Consider the following 25,909-nt stretch of genomic DNA (forward strand, 5'->3'; position numbering starts at 1 on the left):
TTCTGTTCCCTTATTCCATTTATATCGCATCTGTTATGAACAGGATCAACGACATCAGAGAGGAGAACATATTATGAAGCATCCAGATAACCGCAACACATCCAGAACGACAGTCCTGCGCCGGTGGATATGGCCGCTTGGACTGACCGGAGTGATCGCTATCGGAACGGCGGCGTGCTATGAGCTGCAACCTGATGCATCAACATCTTCATCTACACAAGCGGAAGCAAGTAGCTCAACCAATCCGTCAAGCCAGTCGAATAAACAAAGTGAATCCAATGGACAAAACCAGCAGAATGTAGAAGCACAACTGTCTTCTACCGGGCAGCAGATCAACGGCTACCGTTCGAACTATCATTTCACCGTGCCGGATAAATGGAAGAATGATCCGCAGCGTCCAGTCTACGCCAATGGCAAATATCATTATTACTATCTGTACAACAAAGACTACCCTAACGGTAACGGCACCGAATGGCGTCATGCTACCTCAACCGATCTCGTACACTGGCAGGATCAGGGCGTTGCGATTCCAAAATACACTAGCGCCAATGGCGATCCATGGTCAGGCTCAGTCGTTGTCGATACGAACAATACAGCCGGTCTGGGCAAACATACGATGATCGCTATTGTGACCCAGCCTTCTGCCAATGGCGGAGCGCAGGAGCAATACCTGTGGTTCAGCACGGACGGCGGCAATACGTTCAAGGCATATGGCAACAAGCCGATTTTGTCCAACCCGGGTAATGCCGATTTTCGTGATCCGAAGCTGGTCTGGGATAAGCAATCCAAGCGCTGGATTATGCTTATGGCGGAAGGCAATCGTATCGGCTTTTACACTTCCAAAAATCTAAAAAGCTGGCGTTATGTTAGCGACTTTGTAGCCGACAATATCGGTACACTGGAATGCCCTGATCTGTATCGGATGCGGGCATCGAATGGTACGTATAAATGGGTACTTGGCGTTAGCGCCAACGGCCGTGCATCTGGTCAGCCGAATACGTATGCGTACTGGATCGGCACCTTTAACGGACTAAGCTTCAAAGCGGACAATCAGCAGCCGCAATGGCTTGATTATGGATTTGATTGGTATGCGGCAGTGACCTTTGAAGATGGCACCAGCAACAAGCCCTACGATCATCGCTACGCGCTCGCATGGATGAACAATTGGGATTATGCCAACAATACGCCAACGCTGAAGGATGGCTATAATGGCACCGACTCGATGGTGCGTCAGATTCAATTGAAACCATCATCTAACGGCTATACGCTGCTATCCCAGCCGATCCGTGGACTGTCCCAATTTGTCGCCGCTACTCAGCATATTCCGAGTGTGGAAGTGGACGGACAATATAAGCTGGATGTAAAAGGTTCTTCGTATCAGCTGGACGCCGACATCTCATGGTCTGATCTAAAAAATGCAGGCTTACAGCTACGCCGTTCGCCGGATGGATCACGACATGTGGATGCAGGTGTGTTTGTAGAAGGCGGGTATACGTATGTGAATCGTTCGTACACTGGTCATCCTGACAACAGCAACAATCTGCTGGAAAGTCAGGCGCCCTTCGATTCGTCGAAGAAAAAGGTGCATCTAAAACTACTGGTCGATAAAACAAGTGTAGAAATGTTCGTCGATGGCGGGCAAGTAACACTTTCCAATCTGGTATTCCCGGAGCCGGGTGATCAAGGGATTGCGCTGTATAGCGAAGGGGGCAAAGCGGTATTTGATAATGTTGTCATCAAATATCTAGGCAAATAGAGCGGCTGTAGCTTCAGCCGCTCTGTTCTACACAGATAATAAATTGTTCAAAATCAGGCAAATGCTCCTCAATCATCTCTTCCAGAATCTCCACCTGTACCGCCTGATAATCGTGCATGGCGATATTACGAAAGCCAACCATCGCCTTCAGGCTGCGATTGAGCGCCGGATCAATGATGCCACTGCGCTGCAACAGATCGAACGCATCCCGGCTGCTCTGCGGCACACCAAGTTTATTTTCAGAAATCAGGTGCATCGCCAGATCCAGACATCCTTCACAGGCACGCTGCAAATTCAAAATAATCGAATCCTGACGGGTAAAGTTGAACAGATTGTCGACATTGCCTTCATATTCCTCATGAATCCGCTGCACACATCGACGAATGGTAGCGGATTTGTTCAATATAATATCTCTATTCACGATAAGAGTTCCTCCTATAGAAGTGGCTGCCTGTTCACCATTCGCCACGGGTGTATCCTTGTTGCGCTGCTCCGATAATCGATCTGTATGACATTCTATCGGCAAAATAAAGCTGGACTTGTTCGCAGCATCCGTCATCATCGACTGTGACTGTGACTGTGACTGTGACTGTGACTGTGACTGTGACTGTGACTGTGACTGTGACTGTGACTGTGACTGTGGTGACAATAGCGTGTCGATCACCGTCTGTCTGCGCTCACCGAGCAGCGCATAATCGCGATAAGCAGTAATCCAAGCTAACGGTCGCAGCAGCTCATTGTGCTCGTACAGCACGACCGCTGTCGTAGCAATTTGTAATTGAAAGACCGTACTGGCACATGCAAAATCGATCAGATCCACATCTCTACTGAGCAGATCTGCCAACTCCTGTGCCAGCATATACCGCCGATAAGTAGACAACGGTCGGCGATGCGGCGATGACATATAAACCAGATCCACATCGCTATCCACTCGCAATTCCCCGCGTGCCGCAGACCCAATTAGCAATATCAGCTCCGCATCACACTGTTCACGCAGTCGTTGAATGATCGGCTGCATCATCTGGTGAGACAGCTGCATGAACGATACCTCCCGACGATAAAATGTCCAATTTTTACAACTATAACACACTTTTACGATGAATTTGGTATCGTCTCTACACAGCATTTGCTGGGAACATGTCTTGCCCCATGCTGCTCGGATCGTCTATTTCGTTTGCCATCATTATCCGCAATTGGGAAGCTACATTTGACTTGAGCCGCATCATCACGTTAAATATAAGCGGTACCCCTGTGCAGAACGAAACGACGCACACCTAGATCATACAAGCAGATGTGTACGGCAGATGTATACGTTAAAAGCAGATATTCACTTTTTACATGCCGAGTAGCTTTATAACCAGATCGCTCGATAGCGGGTTCATCCTAATGCAATGACCATTTCGTTACTACAACCACAATGGAATAAATATCCATCTACCGCACCAGCTTATACATACAAATCAGATCAGGACAGCTATCCATACCATAACAATCATTACAGCAACCTACATTAGATATATGAGATTTATACAGACGAGACAGACGGTTTTGCGACAAGCGTAATGAAATGGAGGGGCAACTTTTGGGAATGCCTTATGCAGACAAACGCAGTACGACTTCATGGATGATGTATGATTGGGCGAATTCGGCGTATGCGACAACCGTACTGGCAGCGGTGATGCCAGTCTTTTACAGCTCAGTGGCTGCTTCTACACTGGATAAAACGACAGCTGCATCGTATCTCGGCTATACGCATTCGATTGGCATGTTATGTGTAGCGCTGCTATCGCCACTGTTGGGTGCAGTATCGGATGTGGCGGGCAATAAAGGGCGGTTTTTGTTTGTATTCTCGCTACTGGGCATTGCGGCAACGATATGTTTTAGTACGATCGGTACAGGGGATTGGCTGTTTGCTTCGATTTTGTTAATTGTATCGACAATTGGGTTTGCAGGCAGCAATGCTTTTTACGATGCGTTATTGCCGGATATGGTGCCGCGTGGACAGCGGGAAGCGGTATCGGCGCGCGGGTATGCGTATGGTTATATTGGCGGTGGACTATTGCTGGCGATCAATTTGTTGATGATTCAGCAGCCGCACTGGTTCGGATTGCAGGATACGTTAGCAGGAACCCGGCTTTCCTTTGTAACGGTAGGAATCTGGTGGTTAGTGTTTGCGATCCCATTGTTTCGCGTGAGCGGTGCGTGGTCGAAGCGTTCGACGAACGCTCCCACGATGAGTACGGTGGCTTATCTGCGCGCAGGTATGAATAATATCAAGGTGAGTTTGCGCGGGATTCGTCGTTACCCCGAGCTGGTCAAGCTGCTGGCAGCATTCTGGTTTTTCAATGATGGCATCAATACGATTATTCTGATGGCAACGGTATACGGGGCGACGATTGGCATTGGTACGACCGATCTGATGCTGGCGTTGCTGATGACGCAGTTCATCGGATTCCCGAGTACATTGCTGTTTGGCAGACTGGGTACTACCTACGGCGCGAAACGGTTATTGATAATATCGTTATCGGTGTATTTGCTTATTGTCGTACTGGGTTACTTTATGACTACATCGTGGCATTTTTATATGTTGGCGGCGTTGGTTGGATTGGTGCAGGGTGGCAGTCAAGCGTTAGCGCGTTCGCTGTTTAGCGATCTGATTCCACCGCAGCGTACCGGGGAGTATTTTGGCTTAATCAACGTTACTGGCAAATTTGCTTCGATCTTCGGACCGTTTCTGTTCGGACTAGTCGGACAGCTGACTGGTTCAGCTCGCTATGGCATTTTATCACTGCTCTTTTTCTTTATTATGGGCATTGGGTTGCTGTTGTTCGTGCGCGTCGAGCAGGGACGGGAGCAAGCACTGCGATAGCATGAGCACTATGAAGGACATAGATACAATGCTCAATAGACACCTTGCTCTACGTTCTGATAAACTGGAAATAAATTGGAACGATTGTACTTGTTGCTACGTATAGGTGTACAACGGATAACTACTCTATGGATCGCCATTGCTGTATTCTTCATCACTTATGATAGATAAGCAGGGAGGCTGAATGGTATGAATGATCGCGATATGAACAATAACAATATGCACCCCGGATTACACTCAGAAGAATATGTGAATGAATTGCACAACGATCATCGCCGCCGCTTGCTACATCCTCGTGGATTTTTGCATGAATTGAGTAATTATGGACTGGCGGTACTGCTCATCGCTGCTGTATTGCTTGCGATCGTATGGTTGCGTTAATTGAATAACGAATCATTGGCTATGTTGCATATACTGATTTACATGTAAATCCCTGATTCACATGTAAGACCCCCGATTCCAGTGAATCGGGTTTTTTGATGTTCACGGAATAGTAACCGGTTGAAAAACGTATAGGATACAAACAACCTGAAACGACTTGAAAATGGTATAATACAATCATTTTAGTATGTGTTCTACAGCAGTAAGCTCTTGTCATCTACATACAACAGATATTTTCTCAATCCGATCTATATAGAATGGAGGAACCACGATGCAACTTCAAACCAAGAGACTGATCTTACGCGATCTCGTACCGGATGATTGGACAGCTATACATACGTATACATCCATGCCAGAGGTAACGACCTATACGGCATGGGGACCGAATACCGAAGCGGATACGCAGGCGTACATTCAGCAGGTGGTAGACTGGCAACAGGAGCAACCACGTCAGCATTATGAGCTGGGCATTCAGCTGCAAAGCAATCGTATATTGATTGGCGGTATCGGCATTCATCTGCAATCTACCAATGCCGAGATTGGCTATGTCCTGCATCCACAGTATCAGGGGAGCGGGTATGTAACGGAAGCAGCGCAAGCATTACTCAGTTATGCCTTTGACAAACTGAACGTACATCGCATCTATGCGACCTGCCGTCCCGCCAATACCGCGTCGGAAAAAGTAATGACAAAGCTCGGTATGACACGCGAGGGAGTGTTGCGCCAACATTGGTATTACAAAGGCGAATTTCACGATTCCTATTTGTATTCTATTCTATCAACCGAGTATGCTGGACGATAATTTGCTAGTATATGAGCTGTTTACGTATTGGAAGATACGCTGTTATTCGTAGTATAGTTGTATGGGAAACCTTTATTTTCGGTATGGAAATCATGGAAGCAGAAGGGCTGGGATTGCGATGGAATTTACGTTACAGGAAGCAAGCGTTACGCAGCTGCAACAGCTGATGGAAGAAGGACAGGAAACGGCGGTATCAATCGCCTCTCAATATATGCGCCGCATCGCCCAATTGGATCAGCAAGGTCCGCAGCTGCGCTCTGTTATCGAGCTGAATCCAGATGCCATTCCTATAGCGATGCAGCTGGACAGCGAGCGCGCGGCAGGGCATATTCGCGGTCCGTTGCACGGCATTCCCGTGCTGATCAAGGATAATATCAGCACATCCGATCATATGCACACTAGCGCGGGTTCGCTCGCACTGGCAGATTCGTTTGCACCGACAGACGCGTTTCTTGTACAGCAATTGCGTCAGGCAGGAGCGGTTATTTTAGGCAAAACCAATCTGACCGAGATGGCGAATTTCATGTCGTTTCAGATGAAAAATGGTTATAGCGCACGCGGTGGACAAACGCTGAATCCATACGGTCCCGGGCAGCTGGATACCGGCGGCTCTAGTTCTGGTTCCGGTGTCGCAGTGGCTGCCAATCTATGCGCAGTTGCGGTCGGTACGGAAACGTCTGGTTCGATTTTGAGTCCATCTGCCAGCAATAGTCTCGTCGGCATCAAGCCAACGCTAGGACTGATTAGCCGCACTGGTATTATTCCGATTACATACACGCAGGATACGGCGGGACCGATGGCGCGTACAGTAGAGGATGCAGCGATTCTGTTAGGTGTACTGGCAGGACGCGATGCGCAGGATACGACTACACTATCCGCACCTGTGAATATACCGGATTATGCAGCAGATTTGTATACTGCGAGTTTGCATGGAGTGCGCATTGGCATCAATCGAGCGCATCTGGATCGGTGTAATGAAGAAGAGATTGCCATTATGGAGGCATCGATTGAGGCGATGCGTCATGCGGGGGCGATCATTATCGAAGGTGCCGATTTGCCAGATACGGTAGCCGAAGGTGATATGACGGTGCTGCTGTATGAATTCAAATCAGCATTGAATGGATATTTGGCAAGTCTAGGTGCGCAGGCAACCGTACGTACGCTAAAGGAAATGATTGACTTCAATCATCTGCATCACCGGGAAGCGTTGCGATATGGACAGGACATTTTGCTCAAAGCAGAATACGAAACATCTGGCACATTGACTGAGCCAGCTTATATCAACGCTCGTCTGGATCAGTGGCAAGCTGCGCGTGCAGACGGCATTGACACAATCTTGCATCAGCATCGACTGGACGCCATTTTCACACCTGAATTTACCGATACACCAGCAGTTGGCGGCTATCCGGCGATTATGGTGCCTGCGGGATATCGCCGTGACGGTATGCCGTTTGGCGTTAGCTTTATGGGGACTGCATATAGCGAAGCACAGCTGATTCGTATTGCATATGCTTTTGAACAGGTCGTGCCTGCTCGCCGCAGCCCGCTGCTATAGACGAAGGTACAATGCTACTGATTCTATGATTTCTCTCCAAGCAATCACGTATCTCCACCCGGTCATTGCCGCTCATGGCAGTTACCGGGTTTTTGCTATACACTGCGATCTGAACTGAGCAAACGTCGTATGATGAATCACAGATCACTTTGAAACGATAGAATATTCATCATTATGCAGAAAGAGGCGTTCATTTCTCCAGTCCATATATGTAAACGGTTAAAAATGTTTGATTGCTATCTACACTTCCTGTTGCAAAAGTACGACATAATATAGAAAGAAACGAAAAAACTTAACTTTCGATGATTGAGGAGGATTTATGAATACAGCCATTGCGCCTACACAACCCCCTGTTTTTGCCGACTCGTATGAAAAGCTTGCTGCCAAACTGCATTTGTATACATTATTGCTGCTGCTTGGTTCCTGTGTTCCGATCTTTGCGCTGATGTATATCCTTGGCATTATGCCGCTTATGTACTGGATTGGCATTGAAGCTGTCGTGATTATCGCTATCCCCATCTTGATTTTGTTATATCGTCGTTTTCATGAATACAAAAGCGGCAAACACTGGCTGACCGCATTTTCCTTTTTCATCACATTTTGCTCGTTATGGGTAATTCCATCAGAAGCGGCGTGGTCGTCTATTTTCATTTATGTGCTGTTGGCGTTATTGTATCTGGATCGCCGAACGACTGTATTAAGTATTGTGTACATGCTTGGTATTGAAGTGGTGCACGTACTATATAATCCATTTTTGAGCAGTGCTAGTATTATGGATAAAATCGTCGTTTTCCTCGTGACGATTATGGTTGGCGCGGTAGCAGTCTCCGTCTGTATCGTAGGTCAGCGTATGGCTGCCCATCTGCAAAACCAGCGCGACCAATTAGATGCGCTGCTCGGCGAAGTGGAGCAATCTGCGGAACGGTTACATGATTTTGGTCTTGGATTACAGCAAAATGTACAGGATACGAATCGACTGGGACGAGAGTTGAATGTAGGATTTGGCGAAATTGCTGGTGGTGTGTCCTCCCAAGCGGTAAGTATTAACGAGGTGAATGAGTCGATCCAGCATTCCGAATCATTTATCCATGATATTGACGAAGCTGCTGTCCAGATGAATCGCCTGGCGGAAAAGGCTGCCGTCTTAACCCGTTCTGGTGGCGAGCATGTGCAGCGTCTGCATGGTAGTGTTGGTACTGTGGCAACCGTTATGGATAATACGCATACTGCGATGGATCAATTCCGCGAATACGCTGCCGATATCTTTACTGTATTGGAATCGATTGAGGGCATTGCACGGCAGACGAATATGCTATCATTCAATGCGGGAATCGAAGCCGCACGCGCAGGAGAGCATGGACGCGGATTTGCCGTCGTTGCATCCGAGATTCGCAATCTGGCGAACGATTCCCAGCAGGCGACTCTGAATATTAGTGAAATTTTGAATCGGGTGAATCAACAGCTAGAAGTGGTCGGCAGTGGAATTACCGAGGGGCGCGAAGTGATTGGTGGAATCCAAGAGGCTGCTGGTGAGACCGGCAGATTGTTTGGTCGCATTCTCGACGAAACGGTGATGGTGTCCAGTCATTCCGCTGATATTAGTCGTAAAATTGCGGAACTGATCGAAGCACTCAAGCATTCCGTTATGGAAATTGGTAGCATTTCCGCTGTTACCGAACAGTCTAGCAGCTCGATTGAACAGATTCATTCCAGTCTGCATCTGCAAACCGAACGAGTCGATTCTATTGCGAACAGCTTTGATCAATTGCAGCATCTGATTCAGCTGCTCAACCGCTCCCTGAGTCAAAGTGATACTGCATCTGCCCAGCCTCATCTAGCATAAATCATATCGGGATTGAAATGTACAAAATTCCTTCTAATTCCAGTAAATGTGATAATATTGTCTGTGTTCGACACGCCAGTACAGCAACTAAGCTGATCTTAGAATGGATTTGGTTTTAAAGCGTGAGAGCACATCCTCAAAACCAACATTTTTCTTTCGTATTTGCAGAAAGAAGGTGTTGGTTTTGTTTGTTTTCTCCTTTTTATCCACAAGATGGGTCTTTTGCCCGGTTTCTCATGCAGAGGATTGACTAAAATGACAGACTGCAACAATATGGAATATAGATTCACCGATGTTCCAGTATATGTATTTTTATGCCATTATTATTCATCTGATTGACCACATTCAAAGGAGGAATTGGAATGCAGCAATCCAGTGTTTCTGTTGAGCAAATGATTCAGATGATCAGCGATGTGAAGGACGATCCCGCGTGTTTGACCACTCTTGGTTCGGACTCGGACATTATTCATGATGCCGGTTTGGACTCCCTCCAGCTTATTCATTTTATTTTGCGTATTGAAGACGAGTTTAACGTAGAGATTGATTTTGAGGAATTTGATATGGATCACCTAGGCTCGATTGCGAAATTTTGCGATTTTGTCAATCATTCGCATGCCGGGGAAAGCGTAGAATCACTGGAAGCCTGATCTTTTACATAACGATGTAAAGATGGGGCTTGGCAAGGTACAACAGACAGGGTCCGCATGACGCACAGGATCACGGTATGACGTATAACATGCCGTTAGATGCTGCTCGCCGTCTGCTGTCTTTTGCGACGACACAACAGGAAAATCATCTTCGCCATTTTGATGAAAGAGGTGTTCTGTGTGCAGCCAAGAAGTGAAGTAACGATAGATCGTGAAGCCTTTAAATTAATTAAACGAACCGTGCGCAATGCCACTGTATCCTACCGTAACAAAATCAAAGACCCTACTTACCGGACAGAGCTACCGCAATCGCTCGGCATCAAGCTGACGAATCGCTGTAATCTGCGATGTACCCACTGTTTCCAGTGGAATGAAGACGGCTACCATCACAACATGGAGAAAGCCGAGCAAAATATGGATCTCGATCCTGCTATTTTCAAGCAATTGCTGGATGATACGCGGGAGGTCAAGTCGCGCCTGTATCTATGGGGCGGCGAACCGATGTTTCACCGTCAATTCAGCGAGATTATGGGACATATCCAGAATGATCGCCGCGAGATGACGATCTGTACGAACGGATTGCTGATCAACAAGCATCTGGATCAGATTCTGGATTTGTCGGAAAATCTGGAGCTATTAATTGCGGTCGAAGGATTCGAGGCTGAGCATGATCTGATTCGCGGTAAAGGCACCTTCAAAAAGACGATGGCTGAGATTGATCGTCTGGTAGAGCTGCGTGAACAAGGATTGTATAAAGGTCGCATTTCCGTGCATGCCGTTATCAACGACAATATGATCGGTCGTATGAGCGAGCTGCTGGAATTTTTTGAATCGAAAAAGCTTGATCTCGTGATGCTGTGCTTCCCATGGTATATTTCCCGGGAAACATCGCTCAAGATGGATCGCTATTTTGCCGATCGTTTTAGCTGGCTGCGTCAGCTGGATGAACGTCATATTAGTAGCTGGCATGCATTTAAATACAAAATCAATCCGAACAAAATGGAAGCGCTTATGGACGATCTGAACAAGATCAATGATCGTGTCTGGAAAATCCGCGTTCGCTATCAGCCGGGTCTTGATTATGATGAGATCGATAAATTTATCCATGGCGATGAGATGACCAGTCGCTGCTCCAACAACTGTCTGGCGCTCACGTCGCGTACTGACATTATTCCAGATGGTAGCGTAATGCCATGCAAATTTTTCGCTGAATTCACGGTAGGCAATTTGAAAAATAAAAGTCTCAAGGAAATCTGGGATTCCGAGGAATATGCACAGATTCGCCAGACGATTAACGAAGGGGGGTTAACACCGGCTTGTTCCAAATGCAGCGTCCTGTACCTGCACGGAGCTAGCGGATTGCAGTCGCTCAACTATATCTGATCCGTACAGGAGGAATAAGGATGAGTACAGACCACAAAACGCTGGTGCCGCTCAGCATTGACGTGCTCGGTGTGAACGATGAGGAAGTCGCAGAGCTGATTCGGTCGGTGCCGCTGCCCGCCAATGGACAGCTTGTCGTTGCAGATTTGCTGAATGTAGTGGATGGTCATTTTGTGATCAATCATTGCTTCTATGGAGCGATGCGGGCGATGCTGAATCAGCAAGGATCGCAGCTGGAAGAAACCGATATTTATTTCCTGTGTAATGGTCCATCTTTACGCTATCGGGGTGGTAGCCAGTACGATACATTTGGATTGCGTCCGATTGTGGAGATGTTGCAGGAATGGAGTGAGCATACAGGTATCGGCATTTCTTATACATCGGTTGAGCCAGAGCAGCGCGATCAGGCGGAGATTTTACGCGAATGGTATGACGTATTATCTTCTGGCAAAACGCTTCTATTGCATGTGGAAACTGCCAATCTGGTCTATAACCAGCTGTTTACGGAAAGCCCCGGCAAAGGGCATATTATTCAGCTGTACGGATTACAGCCATCTGACAATATCGCGCATATCGCCGACCATTTCCTGCTCGATCAGGCGGGGCAGGTGCTAGGATACAATGGCACGATTCCGCTGCATGAATTGCTGGAAGGCGTAATCGAGTACGGGTATTTACAGAGCGAGCAAGGCATTGATGTTACGCCGCAAACGGTGTTGTCTGCTGCTGCCATCCATATCGAGGAGTTTTTGAATGGAGGGCTGAACAGTGACGGCTATACAACCGGGATCGCTGCGTATGGTCAACTGAATGCGGAACTGGCAAGTTTGCGAGAACTGGACGATGTGCAATTTGAGGAGACGTGCGGAGTTGTCTATTATCATCTGCGGATTGAGAGTCTGATGCATCTGCTGCGATATACTAGTCAATTTGCTGAACGGTATCGCTCACTGCTGGGAGACAACGCAGCAGAATTGGTCAACGACCTGCAACAAGTACAGGAGCAAGCACGCCGCCAATTGATGAAATTGTACAAAATGGGTGCACGACGTGATCGTAGCAAGCTAGATGCGTATATGGACAGCAATATAGAATTGCTGGAAACGATGGCATTGAAGCTGGAAGCATTAGTCACTGCTAGCAAAGACGCTGCGATCATACCTACATCATGATGTAGAGTCGACCAATTCAAAAAAACACATACTCTATCTCGCAATCTGGCAGTGACTTGTCAGACTGCGAGATGACGGAACGAGACAGCCTATATGCCTTCTTCACCCCTGACGGATTGTATATCCAGTCAGAGGATGCAGGCAGGCTGTATCTTTCGTTTCACTTTTTACCGCTGCGGATAGACCATTCGCAACGAGGATCATCATAACTCGAAAGGAAGGGATGACATGCGTGAATGGATGTCTGATGCTGATAGATCACCGATTTTACATATGGGCACCTTTGAAGCAGAATTGCACTGGCGTGAGAACAATCTGGCGATTTTGCCAGCATTGCCAGACAAGGAAGCGGAGAAGATTGTGACCGCGATGGACGAGTTATTGTTTTGCTTTTGCAAGCCGGGTGATCTGTTGCTAACTCGGTATGCTTCCTCACCGGCACAGCTGGATTATACATCTGCGCTTGGATTTGATTATGTTGCGAATACTGCCAATCTGGAGCAGTTTGTCGGTTCGCCGCTTGCAGCGGTTACGGCAGGGCAGCTACCATCGCGCGCGCGTCCTGCCGATCAGCATCCGGTATCGGTATTCCGATTGCTGTATGAGCATGGACAGCCAATTGAGAATGAGCTACCTCTGTCTGGTGCAGTGTTATCGCCATTTGCATGGGTGCCTTATATTGGCGAGATCAGTCGCAAATTCGGGATTTACAGCAATCATCCGTCATTGGAGATCGTGCGGCGTGTGAATACGAAGCGTTATTCCGCATGGATGAAGCAGCATCTGGATTTGAAGCATCCGGGCTTTTTTGTGGAGAGTGCGGCAGAGTTGGAAGTGATCGGCAGTGAGCTGCTGCGGGATGGGACGTTTTTGATCAAAGACAATTATGGTGTATCTGGCAAAGGCAATCTGCATATCGAAACGCCGTCGATGCTGACACGCATTCTGTCCAGCATTCGCAAGCAAGAGGAGAAGGGGCGCAATGTGCAGTTTGTGCTAGAACGCTTTCAGCACAAAGAGCGCGACTTCTCATGTCAATTCCATATTACCGAGCAGGGCGATATGGATATTTTGTCGGTGCAATGGCTGGCGAATTCGCAATTCGCTTATCGGGAATCGCTCTCGCCGGACATTCAGTTTATGGATCGGCTGGAGCAGGCGGCGTATTTTGACATTATGATGGATATTGGGCGGCAGCTGTACCGAGATGGGTATTTTGGACATGTATGTATCGATTCGATGACGTTGGAGGATGGTAGCATTGAGCCGCTGGTAGAGATTAATGCACGCAAATCGATGAGTCTGATCAAGAACAGCATTGACCGTTATTTGCGTAAATACAATCTGTTCGGCAATATGACCAATTATACAGTGTCGCATGACGGCAGCTTTGATCATGAACAGCTGCTGCTGGAATTGGAACGTGAAGGGCTGCTGTTCCTGCCGCATCGCGAGACTGGCATCATGCCGCTCACTTCCGCCGCCTTATCGGTCAATCATGCCGATATTCCACCCGGCAAAAAGCGCAAAGGACGCTTGTATCTGTCTGCCGTTGCCGCTGACGAGCCGGGCAAGCATGAGCTATTGTCTCGACTGGAGCATCTGCTGGAACGTAGCGGTCTGCATATTTTGAACTGAAGCGTCTGCCTGCACGCAAACGCATCATGGTATTGCTTATTTGCATCTGGATACCTGAAATGAAAAGGGAGGATGTCATATGACCGTAACCATATTATGTTCAGGCTTCGGACTAGGCTTCTACACGCCGGGGCTACTGGTGGAGGCAGGCTTGCGGCGGCTGGGTATACCGGCAGAAGTGCTTGTATTTGAAAATGTAATGAACCCGGAGCAGCGCGGCAAGGTCGATCATAGCCGCAGGGCGTATCATGAAGACTTCTCGGTGGCGCTTATGTCGCAGCGTATTCCACAGGATATTCGCAAGAGCATGGATGAGCAGCAGGTGCATGCTTTACTGAATCAATGGAAAGCGGAGGGACGGCGGCATTTTGTATGTCTATCCGGTCACTGGGTATATTTGCTGGAGTTGTACCGGCAGCAGATGGACAGTGAGCTGGAAGTGGATCTATTGTATCTGGATGCGTCCGATTCGCCTTCCTGGAAACATCTAAAAAAGCGACTAGGTGCGCTAACTGATGACTATCGCGAAGTGTGGCTGTTCGGACGACAGCATGAGCCGATGTATACGTATATCGATATCGTGGATTCTGATCCTGTTGTTCCGTATGAGCAGCGAGAGCGTCGACTGCTCGTTCATGGCGGCGGCTGGGGGATGGGTACATATCGCGAGCACCTGCAAGCGCTGAATCATGCCGGATACGGATTGGATATCGTACTGTACGAGGGCGATGAGCCGGGTGCAACGAATGCTGGACAACGCTATTATCGGATGGACCCGTCATGGCGTACATGGCAGCAAAATGAACAGGGCAAGCATACATTTCCCCCCTTTGCTGAAGTTCGTAGTGGCGAGCAGAAGTCGTATCGTCTACATGAAGATTATCATCTGCTATGCGAGATTGAGCGCCGGGTATGTGCTATCGTGAGCAAGCCTGGTGGCGGTACGCTTGCCGATTCGTTTGCCTCTGGTACGCCGATTATTTTTTTGGAGCCATTTGGTGAGCATGAGCAGAACAATGCACAGCTATGGCAACATTACGGATACGGGCTGAGTTACGACACATGGATGAGTGAATATGGCGGTGGCACTGATATTTTGGAGCAGATGCACAATCGGCTGCTTCAGGATCGGCAGTCACTATCATCGTATACGGAACAATTGTCTGCACGCTGGGGTTTGGATTCACAAGCATCGGCAGGTGACGACCAACTGCTGACGCTGACAGAGGAGGAGCGCCATTGAAAGAACAACGCATACCTGACAATGTGATTCCATTGCCAGTTCGCGATCTGCCGTTGTCGAGACAGGCACCAGGATTGGTCTCACCAATGCATACGGTGCGTTTGGGCATTCTCGGCTGTTCTGGCATCGTGCCGCGCGCTGTATTGGAACCGGCAGTGCATGTGCCGAATCTGGAAGTGACAGCCGCTGCCAACCGTACCTTGTTCAAAGCCCAGCAGATGGGCAAGCAGTACGGTATCCCGATCATTCACCATACGCTGGATGATCTGCTGGATAACCCGGAGCTGGATGCCGTCTATATCGGTCTGAGCAATCAATTACACGCCAGTTGGATTGAAAAGGCGCTACGCGCGCGCAAGCATGTGCTGGTAGAGAAACCGATCTGTCTAGATGCGGCACAATTGCCAGTGCTGAGTGCGGCGGCAGAGCAATATGGTGTGCATTTGGCAGAAGCGATGATGGTGTCTCATCATCCATGGCAGCAGGCATTGCGGCAATTGATCTTTTCCGGCGAATTTGGCGCATTGCTGCGTACCGAGACACGGTTGGCGATTCCGGCGCGTGATGATCATCAGCATAATTATCGTAGTGATCCAGAGCAGGGCGGTGGTTGTCTATGGGATCTGGGATGCTACTGGCTGCAATTTTTGCAGTTGTTTACGAGACTGGATCAGACAGAGCTGGAAGGACGCTCACAGTTTGATGGACCGAATGGTTGCGATTGGACGTTTCAGGCGCAGGCGACGCTACGGGATGGAGTGAAGGCGGAGGCGCTGCTATCCTTTGAACAGCCGTATGCGTGTCGGCATGTACTGCATTTTGAACAGGCGACTGTGACGATCAACGATTTCTTCCGCTGCAATCTAGGCTTTTACAAATTAAAATTCAAAATCGTACCTGTGCGCCGCAATGTTGGCGACATAGAAGTACAACAGCGTATGTTCGAGCCAGCTAATTATTATGTCAATCAACTGCATACATTTGTTCGTGATGTGCAGCAGCATCAACTCGGACAGCCCAATGAGCAGTTGGACGAAGCAGCAGATCGTATTCGCGCGCTGTCCACACTATATCAAAGTGCTCGTACCCATATGGCTTTATTTTAAAAGCAGTACTCGCCGATCCAACATAACAAAACCGCCAGCCGGTCGCGAAACCAGCAGGCGGTTTTTTGTTTTTTTGTATGGATATATTTTGATTCGATCGGCTAAATAAAATGCTCCGGTGGCAGCAACTCGCTCCAATCCAGCATCAATAGTGGACGCGGACCGATTGGACGTGTCGCGCACACCGCCAGTTGATAATGCCCGTCCATATTGATCTTACGGAAAAAACAACTCTGGCTGCGGTGGTCATCCCAGCCGCCGGAAGAATCTTCTTTTGGATCAGGTGCAGTCAGCCGCGCAGTATGCTCATCCACCAATTGAACGGCAAAGGAATCAAGGGGGATCGATAACCCTTTTCCGACAAATTTGATATAACTTTCCTTCAATGTCCACAGCGTGTAAAATAATTGAAGTCGCTTCTGTTCCGGTGCATCTAACAGCAGCTTGTATTCGGATGAGGTGAAGAATCGCTCTGCAATCGCAAAGTCGATTGGACGCACCTTTTCAATATCGACACCGACTGGGGCAGAATCGTCCGCACAGATGATCCAATCCCCGGCATGAGATAGATTAAAATGAACATGCGGATGCTGTGTCAAAAAGGGCTTTCCATAGCTATTCTTGCCCATATCCAGCGTATCGGCATCCAATTGATAACGCTCCCGCAAAATATGCAATAGCAGCAGTTCTCCAACAAGACTGCGCTGAGCATCCTGCTGGCGTTGAAACCGTAATGATGCATCCCGTCGTTCCGCAGATACCGCAAAACGCATACGCGTCATGACATCGTCCGGCAATAGCTCGGGCAGATGTACACCAGTAATAGTAACCAAGCCTTTATCCTCGCTTATCGTCTGGCTTGTCCGTAGACAGCCTTGGAATGTATACCCATATATTGACGAATAATGACAGGCACGTCAATATGACAGAAGAGGAAGTTTTTGCTGGAAGGGTTCCTTTACACAGACAGGACATACAATGCACCTTGAAGCTGATATAATGAACACATTCACAGCAAACAGCTCGCCTGCTCATCAGGTGGCTCAGATTGAACTACAGGAGGAAGACCGTTGTCAGAAATAAAACATTTACCTTATCAAAGTGAAGATACGTATTTCGTACAGATGATACCCGATATTCAATTTGCCCGTTTTCCGAATGGAACCACATTGAAAATGAATATTTTGCGTCCAGAATCCCATATTCCACTGCCATTGATCGTCTGGATCGTTGGCGGCTCTTGGCTGGATGCCGATCATTATAAACATGTACCGGTCATGTCCGAACTCGCACGTCAAGGCTATGTGATCGCTTGTATTCAGTACCGTACCGTAAACCGCGCACCGTTCCCTGCGCAGCTAGAAGATGTAAAAACAGCAATTCGTTTCCTCAAAGCACATGCAGATGAGTACGGCATCGATGCCGAACATGTCGGCGTATGGGGGCATTCCGCTGGCGGGCATCTGGCTTCGCTCGCAGCTGTTACCGGTCATCAGCCGGAATGGGACGAACGCGGACAGTGGCCTGGCTATTCCAGTAACGTGACAGCTGTAGTCGACTTTTGCGGTCCGATTGATGTACAGGTTGATTTTGATCATGAATATGCTTTACCCGTCATTTCGCTGCTAGTGGGTGGTCCGATGCGAGAAAAGGGCGCCAATGCCGCTTTATCCAATCCAGTGACCCATATTCGTACCGCAGCCGAGCAAGGAACGGTATTGCCGCCATTTCTAATCATGCACGGCGATGCGGATGAAATGGTGCCACTGCGCCAGAGTCAGCTGTTATATGATGCCCTGCATGAAGCGGGTAGTCGTGTGAATATGTACGTACTAGAAGGTCTCAAACATTCGTCTTCCGGTCTGATGACGCGTATGGATGTGCTGGAAGCAGTTAGCCGCTTCTTTGCCCGTCATTTGAAAGGCTCCTGAGGCAGACGGCATGCAGCAATGCACACTTGCCGCTGTTACAGGTCGGATGAACACACAATATGGACACCGTTCCGGGTGTCGATGCTCAAGCGTTACATAAAGGGGGATGGGGACATTGGACAATCATGATAACGAGATTCTTCATCATCTGGTTGCCGGGGAGGGCGGTGTCTACCGTCCGTTGTTTGAGCATCACCCCGACGCGATTTATGTGATGGACAAGGAAGGCAATTATTTGTATACGAATCCCGCTGTGCTGCGTATGACGGGGTATTCGCCTGAGGATTTGCTGACAATCGACAAGCGGCAGATTTTTGGCGAGCAGCGTTTGCATTTTCGGTCGCCTTATTTTCAACAGGTGATGCAGGGGCAATCGGTACAGTTTGAGACGAATATTTTTCATAAGCAAGGGCATCTGGTATATCTGGATGTGACGTACGCACCGGTTGTAAAGGATGATCGGATCGTGGGCATCTTCGGCGCTGCCAAAGACATCACATCGCGCAAGCAGGCGGCGGAGCAACTGCGTCAGAGTGAGCAACGGCTGAATCTGGCGCAGGATATCGGCGGGTTTGGCTGCTGGGACTGGAATTTGCAAACTCGGGAGCTGGTTTGTACGCCGCGCTTCTTTGACATTATGCATATGGAGCAGGAATCGCCGACATTGCTGTATCGCCGCTTTCTTGCACGGATTCACCCGGATGACCGCAGTGCCGTTCGGGAAGCATTTCGCCAAGTACTGGCAAAAGAAACGATCCATCTTGAATGTCGATTGAGTGAGCCGACACATGATGTCAAAACGATTGCGATCCGTGGACAACTCGTTCGTCCAGATGAAAGTCGTGAACGACGGATGGTCGGTACGGTGCAGGATATTACCGAGCAGCGGCTGATGGAGGATCTGATTCGGGAAAGTGAACGACAATACCGAATGTTGTCTGAGCATACGATGGATCTGATCTCTACTCATACGGCAGACGATCATTTGAGCTTCCTGTATGCCTCGCCGTCGCTTACCCGTCTGCTTGGTTATGAGCCGGACGAGATGCTAGGACAGCAGGCTATCGATTATCATCATCCAGAAGATCATGCTGTCGTACAAATCTATGTGCAATCCATTCTGTATGCGCAGGAGCAGCATACAGTCTGCTACCGGTTTCGGCATAAGGATGGGCATTATGTCTGGTTGGAAACGAGTGGTACATTTGCCCCTGATACGATGTCGCCGACAGGCGGAACGATTGTGGCGGTATCGCGGGATGTGTCTGATCGCAAATTTGCCGAGCAACGATTAATGGAGAGCGAACAACGGTACAAATCGCTAGTAGAGTACAATCCGTCCGGTGTGTATTCGTTTGATACGGAAGGACGTCTATTCAATCTGAATCCGGTCGCGGAGATTCAGAGCGGTTATGTGAGCGGCAAGGTAGAACATGTGTATTTTACCGATCTGATCGACAAAGAAGATGTGGATGAGGCGCAGGAGCATTTTAACAAAGCTCGACTCGGCTTACCGCAAAATTACGAAACTACGTTAATCCAGTCCGGTGGCGCTCGTATGGAAGTGAACATTACCAACGTACCGATCATCGTCAGCGGTCAGATTACAGGTGTGTTTGGCATTGCTACGGATATTACGGAGAGCAAGCGGTATGTGGAGCGGATACAATCGATTAGCGAGGAATACAATCTGATTCTTAGCTCTGTATCGGAAGGGATCTTCGGTATCGATCTTAGTGGTCGAGGAATCTTTATCAATGAAGCTGCTGCGCGTATGCTGCAATTGCCACGCGAGGAATTCATCGGTTCGCCGCTACAGGAGATTATGATCAATGCACGTGTAGATGGGGAAACGTATCCGCCTGAACACAATCCGGTTCAACTAACGCTATCGGACGGGCAAGCTCGGCATGCAGCAGAGGAAGTCTTTTTTCGGCGAGACGGGTCAAGTTTCTTTGTCTCGTATCGCATCAATCCGCTATTTGACCGGGAGCGCATCGTAGGAGCGGTTGTCGTATTCAGCGACCGGACGAATGAACGGGCGATTATGGAGGCAAAAGAAACGGCAGAACGTGCTGCTTATGCTAAGTCGCAATTCATTTCCATGATCAGTCACGAGCTGCGCACCCCGATGAATGCCATCATTGGTATGACCGAGCTGATGCATGAGGCGTCGCCAGACGATGAACAACGCTGGTATGCGGATATTGTACTGCAAAATAGCCATGAGCTTATGCGGATTATGGACGATATTACCGATGTACATCGGCTGGAAAATGGGCATCTGACGCTGGATGAGCAAATCTTCGATCTGCATGAACTGATGGATACCATTTATCAGCTATTTATGCCTGTAGCGGCAGATAAGAACATCCAGCTGTATCTATCCATCGCGCAGGAAGTACCGCGACTGGCAAAAGGCGATATCGTCCGTCTGCGTCAGGTGTTGGTGAATATAGTCGGCAATGCGGTCAAATTTACCGATCAGGGCAGTGTACAGATTGCCGTCGAGCTGTCTCATCTGTCTCGTGAGCATGGGATGCTAGTTGAATTCCGCATTGTGGATACTGGTATCGGCATTCCGGCGAATCGGTTGAACGAGCTATTCCATTCGTTCTCGCAAGTGCATCAGGTGATGAACCGTCATTATGGGGGCACAGGCTTGGGCTTGTTTATTAGTAAAAATCTGATTGAGCTGATGAACGGAACAATCGGAGTAGAGAGCCGGGAGCATAGCGGATCAACGTTCTATTTTACAATTCCATTGCAATTGGCAGAGTAGCCTATAGAATAGCTGGAAATGGATGACAGTAAAAGGGAAAGCATAACCACGAATGATCCAAAATGTGCAATATCTAAAATTTAAAATTCACGTATACACGTATATTTGAAAGCTATCTCTCTATAGCCATCCGAATCTGAATCCAGTTCATGCATCAGCCTGAATGTACGTTATACATTTAGAAACACAGAGAAAGCCGTATTCCACAGTATGGGATCAGTCCCACGGGAATACGGCTTTCTTTGTGCTTTTTTATCGTCCTTAGTAGATCGCCTTGCACAGAACATCATGCAATACAAGCAACAAGCAGATCGTAATATCTATCCATTCCTGAACGCCAAGTGTAACGTACTTACAATGTCGCGTACATCAGCGCAATCGTCTGCGGTCCGCAATGACTGGAAATGACACAGCCTGCTTCAGTGATGATTACCTGCTGGACATCCGTCTGTTCACGCAATACCGCCTGCATATGCAGCGCTTCTTCCTCTGCTAGTGAATGTACGACGAAGATCACATCCTTGTCCAGCCGATGCTTATTGTCTAGCGCATTACGCAGCAGCTGTTCCATCGCCTTGTCGCGTTTACCGCGAACTTTGTATGCTGGTGTCAGCGAGCCTTCCGGTGTGACCTTGATTACTGGTCGAATCTTGAGCAGACTGCCGATCAGATTTTGCATACCTGAGCAGCGTCCACCTTTATACAGATATTCCAGTGAATCAATGGCAAATTCGGTCTCGATTTTGCCGCGCACCGACTCAATCATGGATACAATGGCAGGCACATGATTGCCAGCCGCTGCTGCCTGAACTGCCTTCATCACTAGCAAGCCGATTGAGCTGGACAGATTAAGCGAATCGATCACGGTCACGCGACCAGCAGGCAATTCTTCGGCAGCGATCACAGCATTGGCATATGTAGAAGACAGCGCTGAGGAAAGGCTAATATAAATAATGGAATATCCTTCGTCCACCACCGGGGTAAACGCCTGTAGAAAATCAGATGGGGAAGGGGCAGATGTCTTGGGGAGCTGACCGTCGCGGCTTACGCGCTCGTACAGCTGACCCGGTGTTATATCAACACCATCGCGATAGACATCCTGACCGAACGTTACATACAGCGGCACGATGCCGACCTGATGTTCTTGGAGCCAGGCAGAAGGCAGATCACACGTACTATCTGCAAAAATGCGAATCGAAGTCATAAAAGTCTCCTGTCTATTGTTTCTCGTACATGAATATATAAAGTAACACGGATGGCGTTATTATACCATGACTTGCTGTTCACCAACATACATAGCGTCTTCTGTGATCTAAGAACAGGCGAATGAAATGATTGATATGAGTGGATCAGCATTCAGCCTGATCAGCGATACGCCTTCATCAATTGCTCACAATTGCGCTACACAGCAATAGGAATCGATACGCTATAATAAAATAGATGAAATTCAAAGGATTTTACGGATACAGGAGGCATATCATGCAGCGTACTTACATTATCATCGCTTCGATTCTCGGCATGATCGGCGTCATCTTCGGCGCATTTGGTTCTCATATATTGGAGCCTATCATTGGAGCGCGAATCGAAACATTCAAAACCGGCGTGGAATATCATTTTGTGCATACACTTGCTGTTCTGCTAGTAGCATTGTTAGCAGGTCAACTAGGCGAAAGCCGATTGTTACGCTGGTCAGCAATGTTGTTCGTGATCGGCATCGTCTTTTTCTCCGGCAGTTTGTACGTACTGTGCATAACGGGCGTCAAAGTACTGGGCGCGATCACACCGATTGGCGGCGTCTGCTTTATCGCTGGCTGGATTTTGCTGGCAATCGCCGCAGCGCGCTCTGGCAAAAGAGTCTGATACAGCGAGAATATTCATTTCATACGTGAAGGATCATCAACATGATCCGTTCGCAACACGCAAAAACGCCGACTGAACTTAATCAGTCGGCGTTTTGTCATTGAATCCTACATCATCTTATTGAATGCTTCATACTCAAGCATGCTGGAAATCATCGATTTCGTTAAGTTTGAACGTGTATACCTGCTTCTCGTCTACATGATAAACGCTGATCGTTTGATCCTCGTTATCGTATTTCAAAATACGGCACGGAATAGAAACACGTTCTCCGCGGCGATTGAGAGTTAAGCGAATCAACTGATTGCCTTGAATGTAGAGGGACAGCCAATTTCCCATATCATTTTCAATCTTCTCATGCAGTTGAGCAGCAGCCTTTGTTTGCTCTGGTTCTGCGGCTGGCTTGGGTGGTGCTTTCTTGCTTGTAAATTGCGATTTTAAGTCCACGGGCGTCTGATTGTTACCTGCGGCGGCAACAGCTTTTTCAATTTTCGCACCAAGTTTAATACCGTTTACAATGCGAAAATCTGCAAGTTCTGCCTGACTGTTCAGGATATCCAGCAGCTTTTGAAGGGCGACCGCATTGCTTGTTCCGGTAATCATGAGGTCTACATTAAATAAAAATTCGGTAGCATCATTAGTCTGCTGTTTGTTCATCATTTCCCCATCTCGCTTACTATATCGGATTGGTCTAACCGTGTAACAACTTGTCAATAAACTATACCATTTTTTCGTCAAATTTCATAGGTCTTAGGATACAGTCTATAGGTACATTTTAACAGTATACCTTAAAATTAAAAATTCTTGTACACATAATACGGTTTTTTACTATTATCGGATTACAGCACGTAAATTTTAACGTTATTGGCAAGTAACAACTATAAAATATATACACATACACCAAAAAACCGAAACGATATACATTTCGGTTACATTGGTACTTTGGAACTATATAAAAGATGACAAAAAACGGGTAAATGTACTCTTTTTAATACTTTAGTTACTGAATAGTTTAGGCAGTTCTTCCTGATAAGAAGGGTACACGATTCCTTTTTCCGTAATGATTGCCGTCACATATTCATTCGGTGTTACATCAAATGCTGGATTGAATACTTTGATATCCTGCGGAGCTGTACGCTTACCAAAACTCTCCGTAACCTCAGCAGCGGAACGCTCCTCAATCGGAATCTCAGCTCCGGTAGTAGTCGCCAGATCAATCGTCGATAACGGGCAAGCAACATAGAATGGAATATTATGCGCTTTTGCCAATACAGCTACACTATACGTGCCGATTTTGTTAGCAACATCACCGTTAGCAGCTACACGATCCGCACCGACGATTACAGCTTGGATCCAGCCTCTTGCCATCACCATGCCTGCCATATTGTCGCACAGCAGAGTAACGTCAATGCCTGCTTGCTGTAATTCAAATGCTGTTAGACGAGCACCTTGCAGCACGGGACGTGTCTCATCCGCGTACACCTTAAGCTGAATGCCCTGCTCCTGTGCCAGATACATCGGTGCGAGCGCCGTACCGTATTTGGCTGTTGCCAGACCGCCAGCATTACAATGCGTAAGCACGCCCATGCCATCTTGGAATAGAGGTAGTGCGTGTACGCCGATCATGCGGCATACTTCTTCATCTTCTGCATGAATCGCGATCGCTTCATGTTCCAATTCGCGATTGCGAGTTGCTGTATCATGATCTTGTTCAGCGAGCTGATGAGCGCGCTTGTTCATACGATCCAGCGCCCAGAACAAATTGACCGCAGTTGGACGTGATTCTGCCAGATGCGCAGCTGTTTTTAACACTTGCTTCAGCCAGATTGCTGCATCTTCGCCTTCGTATTCGCGAGCACCTAGCACAACGCCATAAGCAGCGGAAATACCGATCGCGGGTGCCCCGCGTACTTTCATGGATTGAATGCCTTCGAATACTTGATCCGCTGTGAACAGTTCCAACATTACAATCTCATCCGGCAGCAGACGCTGATCGAGCATCAGTAATTTGTCGCTTTCCCAGCGTAGCGATAATAAGGGTTCAAACGGAGCCTGAACAGCGCCGTCATGGTTTGTATCGATATGACTCATAGTTATAATCACTCCCTTGCATAATGAACACGCATGAAACGGATAAATCATTAAAATATACAATATCGGAAAAGCGGCAATTTGCACAGTTCTTTTTGCTGATTGGGATCATTTACAACGTTTGTCGCAGCAGAATAACGATAGGGAAAGTTGTTTCGTCAAACAGGATGACGGGTAAGTTCTATGCAGACGAGCATGACATGTTGATGGTATGGATTACATGCCAGCACATCAATAAAATTCGATAAAAGCGAGGGATTTTCATTATGTCTAACGTAACGAATCAAAATTCAACTCAAACCAAACGCATCGAAGAATTGCTGAATCTGCAAGTAGCAAACCTGAACGTATTATATGTAAAAATCCACAACTTCCACTGGTATGTAAAAGGTGAGAACTTCTACACGCTGCATATCAAATTCGAAGAACTATATAACGAAGTAACCCTGAAAATGGACGAAATCGCTGAGCGCCTGCTGACACTGAAAGGTTCTCCAGCCGCAACGCTGAAAGAATATTTGGAACTGGCAACCGTACAGGAAGCTAACGGTAGCGAAGATGCTCGTACGATGGTACAAACAATCATCGAAGACTTCGCAACAGTAACCGAACAGTTCCAAGAAACAATCGAGCTGGCTGAAGAGTCCGCTGACCAACCGACAGCAGATATGCTGATCGCGTTCAAAGCTGATCTGGAAAAACACATGTGGATGCTGCGCTCTTACCTGGGCTAAGCTACACATCATATCGCCAATGGGACATATGCTCTTTTACAGAGCCATCGTTCCATACGGTCATCAAAATGGCTGTCAAAACGCCGTCTGCTATATGCAGGCGGTGTTTTTTGCGTTGT

21 protein-coding genes are annotated in these 25,909 nt (G+C 47.8%); 16 read left to right on the top strand and 5 right to left on the bottom strand.

Going from position 1 to position 25,909, the window contains the following annotated elements:
* Positions 1-73 precede the first annotated feature (73 nt).
* A complete protein-coding gene (locus tag ACDE64_RS07080) occupies positions 74-1,756 on the top strand; it encodes a glycoside hydrolase family 32 protein (protein WP_411349485.1) in 1,683 nt (560 codons plus the stop codon).
* 13 nt (positions 1,757-1,769) lie between these two features.
* Here the strand turns inward: ACDE64_RS07080 and hepT are convergent, their stop codons facing one another.
* Positions 1,770-2,795, bottom strand: coding sequence for a type VII toxin-antitoxin system HepT family RNase toxin (gene hepT / locus ACDE64_RS07085; RefSeq protein ID WP_411349486.1), 1,026 nt, complete (start codon positions 2,793-2,795; stop codon positions 1,770-1,772).
* 549 nt (positions 2,796-3,344) lie between these two features.
* Between hepT and ACDE64_RS07090 the strand changes: the two genes are divergently transcribed.
* From ACDE64_RS07090 to ACDE64_RS07140, 11 genes are all read left to right on the top strand, one after another.
* The gene (locus tag ACDE64_RS07090; RefSeq protein ID WP_411350246.1) at positions 3,345-4,625 is read left to right on the top strand and encodes an MFS transporter; all 1,281 of its coding nucleotides are present in this window, start codon (positions 3,345-3,347) and stop codon (positions 4,623-4,625) included.
* A 189-nt stretch (positions 4,626-4,814) separates the two neighbouring features.
* On the top strand, positions 4,815-5,006 hold the full coding sequence (locus ACDE64_RS07095) for a hypothetical protein (RefSeq protein WP_411345778.1): 192 nt from the start codon (positions 4,815-4,817) through the stop codon (positions 5,004-5,006).
* Between the two features lie 271 nt (positions 5,007-5,277).
* Positions 5,278-5,808: a GNAT family N-acetyltransferase gene (locus ACDE64_RS07100; protein ID WP_411349487.1), complete on the top strand. Its 531-nt coding sequence runs from the start codon at positions 5,278-5,280 to the stop codon at positions 5,806-5,808.
* 118 nt (positions 5,809-5,926) lie between these two features.
* Positions 5,927-7,363: an amidase gene (locus tag ACDE64_RS07105; protein ID WP_411349488.1), complete on the top strand. Its 1,437-nt coding sequence runs from the start codon at positions 5,927-5,929 to the stop codon at positions 7,361-7,363.
* Between the two features lie 319 nt (positions 7,364-7,682).
* Positions 7,683-9,206 (top strand): methyl-accepting chemotaxis protein, encoded by a 1,524-nt coding sequence (locus tag ACDE64_RS07110; protein ID WP_411349489.1) that lies wholly within the window; start codon positions 7,683-7,685, stop codon positions 9,204-9,206.
* A 362-nt stretch (positions 9,207-9,568) separates the two neighbouring features.
* Entirely contained in the window at positions 9,569-9,853 is a 285-nt protein-coding gene (locus ACDE64_RS07115) for an acyl carrier protein (protein WP_411349490.1), read from the top strand.
* A 180-nt stretch (positions 9,854-10,033) separates the two neighbouring features.
* Positions 10,034-11,236 (top strand): radical SAM protein, encoded by a 1,203-nt coding sequence (locus tag ACDE64_RS07120; protein ID WP_411345783.1) that lies wholly within the window; start codon positions 10,034-10,036, stop codon positions 11,234-11,236.
* Positions 11,237-11,256: 20 nt separating this feature from the next.
* Positions 11,257-12,408 (top strand): BtrH N-terminal domain-containing protein, encoded by a 1,152-nt coding sequence (locus ACDE64_RS07125; RefSeq protein WP_411349491.1) that lies wholly within the window; start codon positions 11,257-11,259, stop codon positions 12,406-12,408.
* 228 nt (positions 12,409-12,636) lie between these two features.
* Complete coding sequence (locus tag ACDE64_RS07130) at positions 12,637-14,046, top strand: hypothetical protein (protein WP_411349492.1); 1,410 nt, start codon at positions 12,637-12,639, stop codon at positions 14,044-14,046.
* A 79-nt stretch (positions 14,047-14,125) separates the two neighbouring features.
* The gene (locus ACDE64_RS07135) at positions 14,126-15,289 is read left to right on the top strand and encodes a UDP-glucuronosyltransferase (protein WP_411349493.1); all 1,164 of its coding nucleotides are present in this window, start codon (positions 14,126-14,128) and stop codon (positions 15,287-15,289) included.
* Positions 15,286-16,395, top strand: a complete 1,110-nt coding sequence (locus ACDE64_RS07140; protein WP_411349494.1) for a Gfo/Idh/MocA family protein — start codon at positions 15,286-15,288, stop codon at positions 16,393-16,395. Before ACDE64_RS07135 ends, ACDE64_RS07140 begins: the two co-directional genes overlap by 4 nt.
* Positions 16,396-16,496: 101 nt before the next feature.
* Here the strand turns inward: ACDE64_RS07140 and ACDE64_RS07145 are convergent, their stop codons facing one another.
* Complete coding sequence (locus tag ACDE64_RS07145; protein ID WP_411349495.1) at positions 16,497-17,228, bottom strand: 4'-phosphopantetheinyl transferase family protein; 732 nt, start codon at positions 17,226-17,228, stop codon at positions 16,497-16,499.
* 237 nt (positions 17,229-17,465) lie between these two features.
* Here ACDE64_RS07145 and ACDE64_RS07150 point away from each other — a divergent pair, with 237 nt between their 5' ends.
* A complete protein-coding gene (locus ACDE64_RS07150; protein ID WP_411345789.1) occupies positions 17,466-18,326 on the top strand; it encodes an alpha/beta hydrolase fold domain-containing protein in 861 nt (286 codons plus the stop codon).
* Between the two features lie 115 nt (positions 18,327-18,441).
* A complete protein-coding gene (locus ACDE64_RS07155; RefSeq protein WP_411349496.1) occupies positions 18,442-21,108 on the top strand; it encodes a PAS domain S-box protein in 2,667 nt (888 codons plus the stop codon).
* Positions 21,109-21,460: 352 nt separating this feature from the next.
* On the opposite strand, the gene ACDE64_RS07160 is transcribed toward ACDE64_RS07155, so the two are convergent.
* Entirely contained in the window at positions 21,461-22,312 is an 852-nt protein-coding gene (locus ACDE64_RS07160; protein WP_411349497.1) for a DegV family protein, read from the bottom strand.
* A gap of 275 nt (positions 22,313-22,587) precedes the next feature.
* Here ACDE64_RS07160 and ACDE64_RS07165 point away from each other — a divergent pair, with 275 nt between their 5' ends.
* On the top strand, positions 22,588-22,968 hold the full coding sequence (locus tag ACDE64_RS07165) for a DUF423 domain-containing protein (RefSeq protein ID WP_411349498.1): 381 nt from the start codon (positions 22,588-22,590) through the stop codon (positions 22,966-22,968).
* A gap of 135 nt (positions 22,969-23,103) precedes the next feature.
* Here ACDE64_RS07165 and ACDE64_RS07170 read toward each other — a convergent pair whose 3' ends face one another.
* Both ACDE64_RS07170 and mtnA read right to left on the bottom strand, forming a co-directional pair.
* Positions 23,104-23,625, bottom strand: coding sequence for a hypothetical protein (locus ACDE64_RS07170; protein WP_411349499.1), 522 nt, complete (start codon positions 23,623-23,625; stop codon positions 23,104-23,106).
* A 336-nt stretch (positions 23,626-23,961) separates the two neighbouring features.
* Positions 23,962-25,056, bottom strand: coding sequence for an S-methyl-5-thioribose-1-phosphate isomerase (gene mtnA, locus ACDE64_RS07175; protein WP_411349500.1), 1,095 nt, complete (start codon positions 25,054-25,056; stop codon positions 23,962-23,964).
* Between the two features lie 266 nt (positions 25,057-25,322).
* On the opposite strand from mtnA, the gene ACDE64_RS07180 reads away from it, so the two are divergent.
* Positions 25,323-25,790, top strand: coding sequence for a Dps family protein (locus tag ACDE64_RS07180; RefSeq protein ID WP_411345795.1), 468 nt, complete (start codon positions 25,323-25,325; stop codon positions 25,788-25,790).
* Positions 25,791-25,909: the final 119 nt, after the last annotated feature.

The sequence above is a fragment of the Paenibacillus sp. WLX2291 genome, from assembly GCF_046603665.1.
GTDB lineage: Bacteria > Bacillota > Bacilli > Paenibacillales > Paenibacillaceae > Saccharibacillus.

Bases quoted from the DNA above. Each gene is read 5' to 3' on its own strand.
- ACDE64_RS07100 (WP_411349487.1), top strand. From the start codon at position 5,278: ATGCAACTTCAAACCAAGAGACTGATCTTACGCGATCTCGTACCGGAT.
- ACDE64_RS07125 (WP_411349491.1), top strand. From the start codon at position 11,257: ATGAGTACAGACCACAAAACGCTGGTGCCGCTCAGCATTGACGTGCTC.
- mtnA (WP_411349500.1), bottom strand. From the start codon at position 25,056: ATGAGTCATATCGATACAAACCATGACGGCGCTGTTCAGGCTCCGTTT.
- ACDE64_RS07170 (WP_411349499.1), bottom strand. From the start codon at position 23,625: ATGATGAACAAACAGCAGACTAATGATGCTACCGAATTTTTATTTAAT.
- ACDE64_RS07165 (WP_411349498.1), top strand. From the start codon at position 22,588: ATGCAGCGTACTTACATTATCATCGCTTCGATTCTCGGCATGATCGGC.
- ACDE64_RS07180 (WP_411345795.1), top strand. From the start codon at position 25,323: ATGTCTAACGTAACGAATCAAAATTCAACTCAAACCAAACGCATCGAA.
- ACDE64_RS07115 (WP_411349490.1), top strand. From the start codon at position 9,569: ATGCAGCAATCCAGTGTTTCTGTTGAGCAAATGATTCAGATGATCAGC.
- ACDE64_RS07095 (WP_411345778.1), top strand. From the start codon at position 4,815: ATGAATGATCGCGATATGAACAATAACAATATGCACCCCGGATTACAC.
- ACDE64_RS07105 (WP_411349488.1), top strand. From the start codon at position 5,927: ATGGAATTTACGTTACAGGAAGCAAGCGTTACGCAGCTGCAACAGCTG.
- ACDE64_RS07160 (WP_411349497.1), bottom strand. From the start codon at position 22,312: ATGACTTCGATTCGCATTTTTGCAGATAGTACGTGTGATCTGCCTTCT.
- ACDE64_RS07130 (WP_411349492.1), top strand. From the start codon at position 12,637: ATGCGTGAATGGATGTCTGATGCTGATAGATCACCGATTTTACATATG.
- ACDE64_RS07090 (WP_411350246.1), top strand. From the start codon at position 3,345: ATGCCTTATGCAGACAAACGCAGTACGACTTCATGGATGATGTATGAT.
- ACDE64_RS07080 (WP_411349485.1), top strand. From the start codon at position 74: ATGAAGCATCCAGATAACCGCAACACATCCAGAACGACAGTCCTGCGC.
- hepT (WP_411349486.1), bottom strand. From the start codon at position 2,795: ATGCAGCTGTCTCACCAGATGATGCAGCCGATCATTCAACGACTGCGT.
- ACDE64_RS07110 (WP_411349489.1), top strand. From the start codon at position 7,683: ATGAATACAGCCATTGCGCCTACACAACCCCCTGTTTTTGCCGACTCG.
- ACDE64_RS07135 (WP_411349493.1), top strand. From the start codon at position 14,126: ATGACCGTAACCATATTATGTTCAGGCTTCGGACTAGGCTTCTACACG.